The organism is Streptomyces sp. 5-10 (assembly GCF_014712245.1).
Lineage (GTDB): Bacteria > Actinomycetota > Actinomycetes > Streptomycetales > Streptomycetaceae > Streptomyces > Streptomyces violaceusniger.
Window position 1 is genome coordinate 83,407 of the sequence record NZ_JACVYG010000045.1, and the last position, 6,049, is coordinate 89,455.

The following is a 6,049-nucleotide window of genomic DNA, read 5'->3' on the forward strand; positions in this document are numbered from 1 at the left end:
TGCTACTCCGGTTGTGGTGGCGGTAAATGCGCTACTTCGCGGGCGAAATACGACCCCAGATCCTCACCGGCGTCGTAGAGATCCCTGGTGAGCGCGCGGCAGCGGGTGGTGATCCCGGCATCCGTGAATCGCACCGCGCCGTCGAGAATGCCCTGGTCCGTGTAGCGGATCCGGTAGGTCGTGGAGTCGCCCAGTGTCAGGATCTCCGGCAGCGGTTCGAACCTCTCCAGGTCGGCGAGGTGTTCCGGGCCAACCACCCGGATCCTCTCCCCGCATTCGGCACGCAGCCGCAGCAGATGCAGCTCCCACTGCAAATACGGGGTGATGGGCTCCTCGACCACCCGGACCCGGTAGAGGGTGATCCGGTGGTCTTCGACCTCCTGCGAGAATTCCCGCAGATAGTCGCGCTCCTCCTCGATGAGACGCAGGGATTCGTCCCAGTCGCCCCGGGCGAACGCCTCCCAGCTGGTGAATCCCGGCTCCCTGAAGTGCTGCCCACGCTCCAGCTTCCAGGAGTCCTGGCCGTCGATCGTCCACTGCCGCTCGCGGAAGTCGCGGCGGTAGACGTCGAGGGGGAGCTCTTCGCCCTGGCTGGTGTCGAGGCGGGGGTCGTCAAGTCCGAGCATCGGGGATGTCCGGTTTCGCGGCGCTCAAGGTGGAGCCCGGGATGACGACGAGGCGTTCGTCAGGGGCGATGCTGGCGTCGTCGGGGAGTTTCGCCCGGTAGGTGTCGGTGAGGTCGCGGCCGATGACCGCGATGTCACCGTTGTCGAGCTGCCAGATGTCCGGGCACCCGTCGCGTCCACCCGTGGTTCCGAGCTCGCGCGCCGACTTTCCTAATCGACGCGCGAACGACGCGGACGGGTCGGCTTCCCATGCACGGGCCATCGCTCTCTCCACTCATCCGTCGTGGTTACCGAGTGTAGGAATGGCCTTCACGGATGGCAACGGCCGCTGGGATCGAGGACTGGATCAAGCCGAGATCAGGCCGGGGGCAGGAGCTTCTTCTGGGGCTTGCCCATGGCGTTGCGGGGCAGGGCCTCCAGGAAGCGCACCTTGCGGGGGCGCTTGTGGACGGAGAGCTGGGAGGCGACGAAGTCGATCAGCTCCTTCTCCCCGATGCCGTCGGCCACGACATACGCGACGATCTCCTGGCCCAGGTCCTCGTGCGGGGCGCCGACGACGGCGGCCTCGCGGACGGCCGGGTGGTCCAGCAGGGCGTTCTCGACCTCGCCCGCGCCGATGCGGTAGCCGCCGGACTTGATCATGTCGGTGGAGGCGCGGCCCACGATGCGGTGGAAGCCGTCCGGGTCGATCGCGGCGATGTCGCCGGTGCGGAACCAGCCGTCCTCGGTGTAGGAACCGGCCGTGGCCTCGGGGCGGTTCAGGTAGCCGTCGAAGAGGGTCGGGCCGGTGAGCTGGAGTTCGCCGATCTCGGCGCCCTCCTCGGCGGCGATCCGGGTGCGGATGCCCGACAGCGGGGTGCCGACGTAGCCGGGGCGGCGTTCGCCGTCGGCGCGGGTGCTGATGGTGATGAGGGTCTCGGTCATGCCGTAGCGCTCGATGGGGCGCTGGCCGGTGAGTCGCTCCAGGTCGCGGAAGACCGGGGCGGGCAGCGGGGCGCTGCCGGAGACCAGCAGCCGGGCGGAGGCGAGGGCGCGGGCGGCGTCCGGGTCCTGGACGACGCGGTTCCAGACGGTGGGGACGCCGAAGTAGAGGCTGCCGCCCGCCGTCGCGTACGCCGCCGGGGTCGGCTTGCCGGTGTGCACCAGACCGCTGCCCACCCGCAGCGGGCCCAGCACGCCCAGCACCAGCCCGTGCACATGGAACAGCGGCAGCCCGTGGACCAGGGTGTCCTCCGCGGTCCAGGCCCAGGCCGCGGCGAGCCCGTCCAGGTCGGCGGCCACCGCCCGCCGGGAGATCAGCGCGCCCTTGGGCGCCCCCGTGGTGCCCGAGGTGTAGAGGATGAACGCCGTGGACTCCGGGTCCGGCTCCGGCTTCGTCCACGCCGCGCGCTCGGTCAGGTCCACCGGGACGGTCTCGACCGGGGCGTCCACGGCTTCCCCGGTGAGCAGCAGGGCGGCGCCCGAGTCCCGCAGTATGTGGTCGCGTTCGGCCGGGCCGGAGTCCGGCGGTACGGGCACCACCGGCACCCCGGCCAGCAGCGCGCCGACCACCGCGACCACCGTCTCCGGGGTCGCGGTCGCCCGCACCGCGACGACCGGCGCACCGGCGATACGGGCCGCCACCGCGCCCGCGGCACCGAGCAGTTCCTCGCGCGAGAGCGCGCGGCCGCCGACGCTCAGGGCGTCGGGGCGGTCGCCGCCGGGCGCGGCGAGGGACGTGAGGAGAGGTGCGGTCACGAAACTGACTCCTTCCACAGCGGGCCGGGGTGCTTCTCGGGCCCGCGCGTCTTCCGGGGGGCTGGTTTCGGGTGCTAGCCCTACCGACAAAGCGTCCCCGCGACCGTACCGTCCTTAAGCATGGACGCCCGTGACCCGGATCTGAAAAAGGAACTCGACGCGGCCCTGCAAACCCGTAAGGAGCTGGGTGCGGAGTACGAGTCGGAGCTGGTCGACTCCTTCATGGAGAAGGTCGAGCAGCGCTTCAACGATACGGCGGACCGCCATGTCCGCCGCCAGCTCGCCGAACAGCAGATGGCGGCGGCCCGCGGCAGCCGCCCGTACGCCACCGGCGCGCCCGCGGACCAGGCCCACGGCCTGGGTGTCGGCGAGCGCTTCGCCTTCGTCGGGGTCTCCCTGGTGCTGGCCATCCCGCTGTCGGCCATCGGCGTCGCGAACGAGGGCCTGCCGGGCCTGCTGATCACCTGGGCCGGGATCTTCGGCGTCAACGCCGTCCACGCCATGGGGGCCTTCTCCTGGCTCCGCCGAGGCCGCGGGCAGGAGGAGAGCGGGGACTAGGAAAATCTGCGCGGGGACCGCCGCACCCCGGTGACAAGCACCGAGGGCGGGACGACGGCGGTCCCCGCGGGGACGCGGGCCGGGTCAGGGCCGGGATTCCGCGTCCAGGCGACCATGGAGGTCCGGGAGCCGCTCCGGAGGTCCTGTCGCCTCATCTCGGGTGTCGGTGTCGTCCTTCCGACGCCCACTAATCTGCCGGAGCTGTGTTAACCCTGTGCTGCGGGCGCGTGACACGTTCGTACCACTTGCCCGAAGCGCGGTTGGGACCCTTACGGACCCTCACTTCGGGGCGCCTGCCAGGTACGCCAGCAGGTCCTGCCGGCTCACCACGCCCTTGGGCTTGCCCTCCACCAGCACGATCGCCGCGTCCGCCGTGCCCAGCACCGCCATCAGGTCCTCGACCGGCTCACCGGAGCCGACGTGCGGCAGCGGCGGGCTCATGTGCTTCTCCAGCGGGTCGGTCAGCTCCGCGCGCTTGGCGAACAGGGCGTCCAGCAGCTCGCGTTCCACCACCGAGCCGATGACCTCGGCGGCCATCACATCGGGGTGGCCGGCGCCCGGCTTGACGATCGGCATCTGCGAGACGCCGTACTCCCGCAGCACGTCGATGGCCTCGCCCACCGTCTCGTCCGGGTGCATGTGGACCAGCGAGGGCAGTCCGCCCTCCTTGCCCTGGAGCACATCGCCGACCCGCACCGAGGGGCCGTCCTCCTCGAGGAAGCCGTAGTCGGCCATCCACTCATCGTTGAAGATCTTGGACAGATAGCCGCGGCCGCTGTCGGGCAGCAGGACGACCACCACATCGTCCGGACCGAGCCGCTCGGCGACCTTCAGCGCGCCCACGACGGCCATCCCGCAGGAGCCGCCGACCAGCAGCCCCTCCTCCTTGGCCAGCCGCCGCGTCATCTGGAAGGCGTCCTTGTCGGAGACGGCGACGATCTCGTCCGCGACGGTCTGGTCGTACGCGGTCGGCCAGAAGTCCTCGCCGACGCCCTCGATCAGATACGGGCGGCCGGAGCCGCCGGAGTAGACCGAGCCCTCGGGGTCGGCGCCGATCACCTGGACCCGGCCCCCGCTGGCCTCCTTCAGATAGCGGCCGGTGCCGGAGATCGTGCCGCCGGTGCCGACACCCGCCACGAAGTGGGTGATCTTGCCTTCGGTCTGCTCCCACAGCTCGGGGCCGGTGGTCTCGTAGTGGGAGAGCGGGTTGTTCGGGTTGCTGTACTGGTCGGGCTTCCAGGCGCCCGGCGTCTCGCGGACCAGCCGGTCGGAGACGTTGTAGTACGAGTCGGGGTGCTCGGGGTCCACGGCGGTGGGGCAGACCACGACCTCGGCGCCGTAGGCCCGCAGCACGTTGATCTTGTCCGTGGACACCTTGTCCGGGCAGACGAAGACGCACTTGTAGCCCTTGCGCTGGGCGACCATGGCGAGGCCCACACCGGTGTTGCCCGAGGTCGGCTCCACGATGGTGCCGCCCGGCCGCAGCTCCCCGGAGCGCTCCGCGGCCTCTATCATCCGGACCGCGATCCGGTCCTTCACCGAGCCGCCGGGGTTGAAGTATTCGACCTTGGCCAGGACGGTCGCCCGGATGCCTTCGGTCACGGTGTTGAGCTTCACCAGCGGGGTGTTGCCGACCAGCTCAATCATCGATTCGTAGTACTGCACACCTGCTCCTGGTCCGGTTCCGCGGGGTCTCCGCGTCGGGGCGGCCGCCGTCGCGGGCCGTGCTGCCAGCTTATTGCGCGCCCCCGCCCTCCGACCGGCGCGTTGGGACGAAGCCTGCGCGGGGCAACAAGTTGTTAGCAAGGCGTACAAAGGAGAAGGAAGCGCGTGCGCGTGCGGACGGAGGTGGGCTGGACCCATGTCGATGTCGAGGGCGAGGGTGGCGCGGCGGATCGCCGCCGCGGCGGCGTACGGGGGCGGCGGGATCGGGCTGCTGGGCGGGGTGACCGCCGTGCTGCTGCTCACCGAGGTGTCCCATGCGAAGCGGGTCGTGGGCGGGTCGGACGATCCGCCTCCGCGCGCGGACGGCCGATATGGCTTCGCCTTCGCCCGCAGGACCGGCCAGCCACCACTGCGGCTGGCCTTTCTCGGCGACTCCACGGCCGCCGGACAGGGCGTCCACCGCCCTAGTCAGACGCCGGGCGCGCTGCTCGCCTCGGGGCTGGCGGCGGTCGCGGAGCGCCCGGTGGACCTGCGGAACGTGGCGCTGCCGGGGGCGCAGTCCAGCGATCTGGAGCGCCAGGTCACGCTGGTGCTGGAGGATCCGGACCTGCTCCCCGACGTATGCGTGATCATGATCGGTGCCAATGACGTCACCCGGCGGATGCCGCCCGCAACATCGGTGCGGCTGCTGTCGGACGCGGTGCGCAGACTGCGCGAGAGCGGCTGCGAGGTGGTCGTGGGCACCTGTCCCGACCTCGGCACGATCGAGCCCGTCTATCAGCCGCTGCGCTGGATCGCGCGGCGGCTGAGCCGACAGCTGGCCGCCGCGCAGACGATCGGGGTGGTGGAGCAGGGCGGGCGCACGGTCTCGCTGGGCGATCTGCTGGGCCCGGAGTTCGCGGCGAATCCGCGGGAGCTGTTCGGCCCGGACAACTACCACCCCTCGGCGGAGGGGTACGCCACGGCCGCGATGGCCGTTCTGCCGACCCTGTGCGACTCGCTGGGCCTGTGGCCCGAGGAGGCGCCGGAGATGCTCGACGAGGGCATCCTGCCGGTCGCCACGGCGGCGGCCGAGGCGGCCGCGGAGGGCGGCACCGAGGTCACCGCGGCCCGCGGCCCCTGGGCCCGTCTGCTGCGCCGCCAGGGCCCCGCGACGAAGGAGCCCGCGGCCGTGTCCGGCTCCCCCGACGCCTCGTCCCCGGCGCCCCCGCCCCCTACGGGCCGCTGACGCCTCCCTGGGCCGCGCCCCAGGGAGGCGCCCGGCCCCCACCCGAGGCCGGGCAGGCCCCCGACGCCACCCCACCCGGCCGCCACGGCCCACCGCCGCGGGCTGACGTCCTCGGCCGCGCGCGGCACACGGCAGGCAGCACGCGGCCCCCGGCACGGCCGCGTACCGCCCGGAGGACGACCCGCCCAAAAGGGGGCGGACCCCGGGCGGGGGGCGGGCCCCGGGCCTGGGGGCC

The 6,049-nt window shown here is 72.1% G+C and carries 6 protein-coding genes; 2 read left to right on the forward strand and 4 right to left on the reverse strand.

Going from position 1 to position 6,049, the window contains the following annotated elements:
* Positions 1 to 2: 2 nt before the first annotated feature.
* The 3 genes from IEJ02_RS36245 to IEJ02_RS36255 all read right to left on the reverse strand — a co-directional run bounded on the left by IEJ02_RS36245 (position 3) and on the right by IEJ02_RS36255 (position 2,363).
* The gene (locus IEJ02_RS36245) at positions 3 to 626 is read right to left on the reverse strand and encodes a DUF6879 family protein (RefSeq protein ID WP_191068681.1); all 624 of its coding nucleotides are present in this window, start codon (positions 624 to 626) and stop codon (positions 3 to 5) included.
* Positions 613 to 888, reverse strand: a complete 276-nt coding sequence (locus IEJ02_RS36250; RefSeq protein WP_137978282.1) for a hypothetical protein — start codon at positions 886 to 888, stop codon at positions 613 to 615. The genes IEJ02_RS36245 and IEJ02_RS36250 overlap by 14 nt, the downstream gene beginning before the upstream one ends.
* A gap of 95 nt (positions 889 to 983) precedes the next feature.
* Positions 984 to 2,363, reverse strand: coding sequence for an acyl-CoA synthetase (locus IEJ02_RS36255; protein ID WP_137978283.1), 1,380 nt, complete (start codon positions 2,361 to 2,363; stop codon positions 984 to 986).
* Between the two features lie 120 nt (positions 2,364 to 2,483).
* Here IEJ02_RS36255 and IEJ02_RS36260 point away from each other — a divergent pair, with 120 nt between their 5' ends.
* On the forward strand, positions 2,484 to 2,921 hold the full coding sequence (locus IEJ02_RS36260) for a hypothetical protein (RefSeq protein ID WP_191068682.1): 438 nt from the start codon (positions 2,484 to 2,486) through the stop codon (positions 2,919 to 2,921).
* Between the two features lie 279 nt (positions 2,922 to 3,200).
* Here IEJ02_RS36260 and IEJ02_RS36265 read toward each other — a convergent pair whose 3' ends face one another.
* Complete coding sequence (locus IEJ02_RS36265) at positions 3,201 to 4,586, reverse strand: cystathionine beta-synthase (protein WP_191068683.1); 1,386 nt, start codon at positions 4,584 to 4,586, stop codon at positions 3,201 to 3,203.
* A 196-nt stretch (positions 4,587 to 4,782) separates the two neighbouring features.
* On the opposite strand from IEJ02_RS36265, the gene IEJ02_RS36270 reads away from it, so the two are divergent.
* Positions 4,783 to 5,814, forward strand: a complete 1,032-nt coding sequence (locus tag IEJ02_RS36270) for an SGNH/GDSL hydrolase family protein (RefSeq protein ID WP_191068684.1) — start codon at positions 4,783 to 4,785, stop codon at positions 5,812 to 5,814.
* Positions 5,815 to 6,049 lie beyond the last annotated feature (235 nt).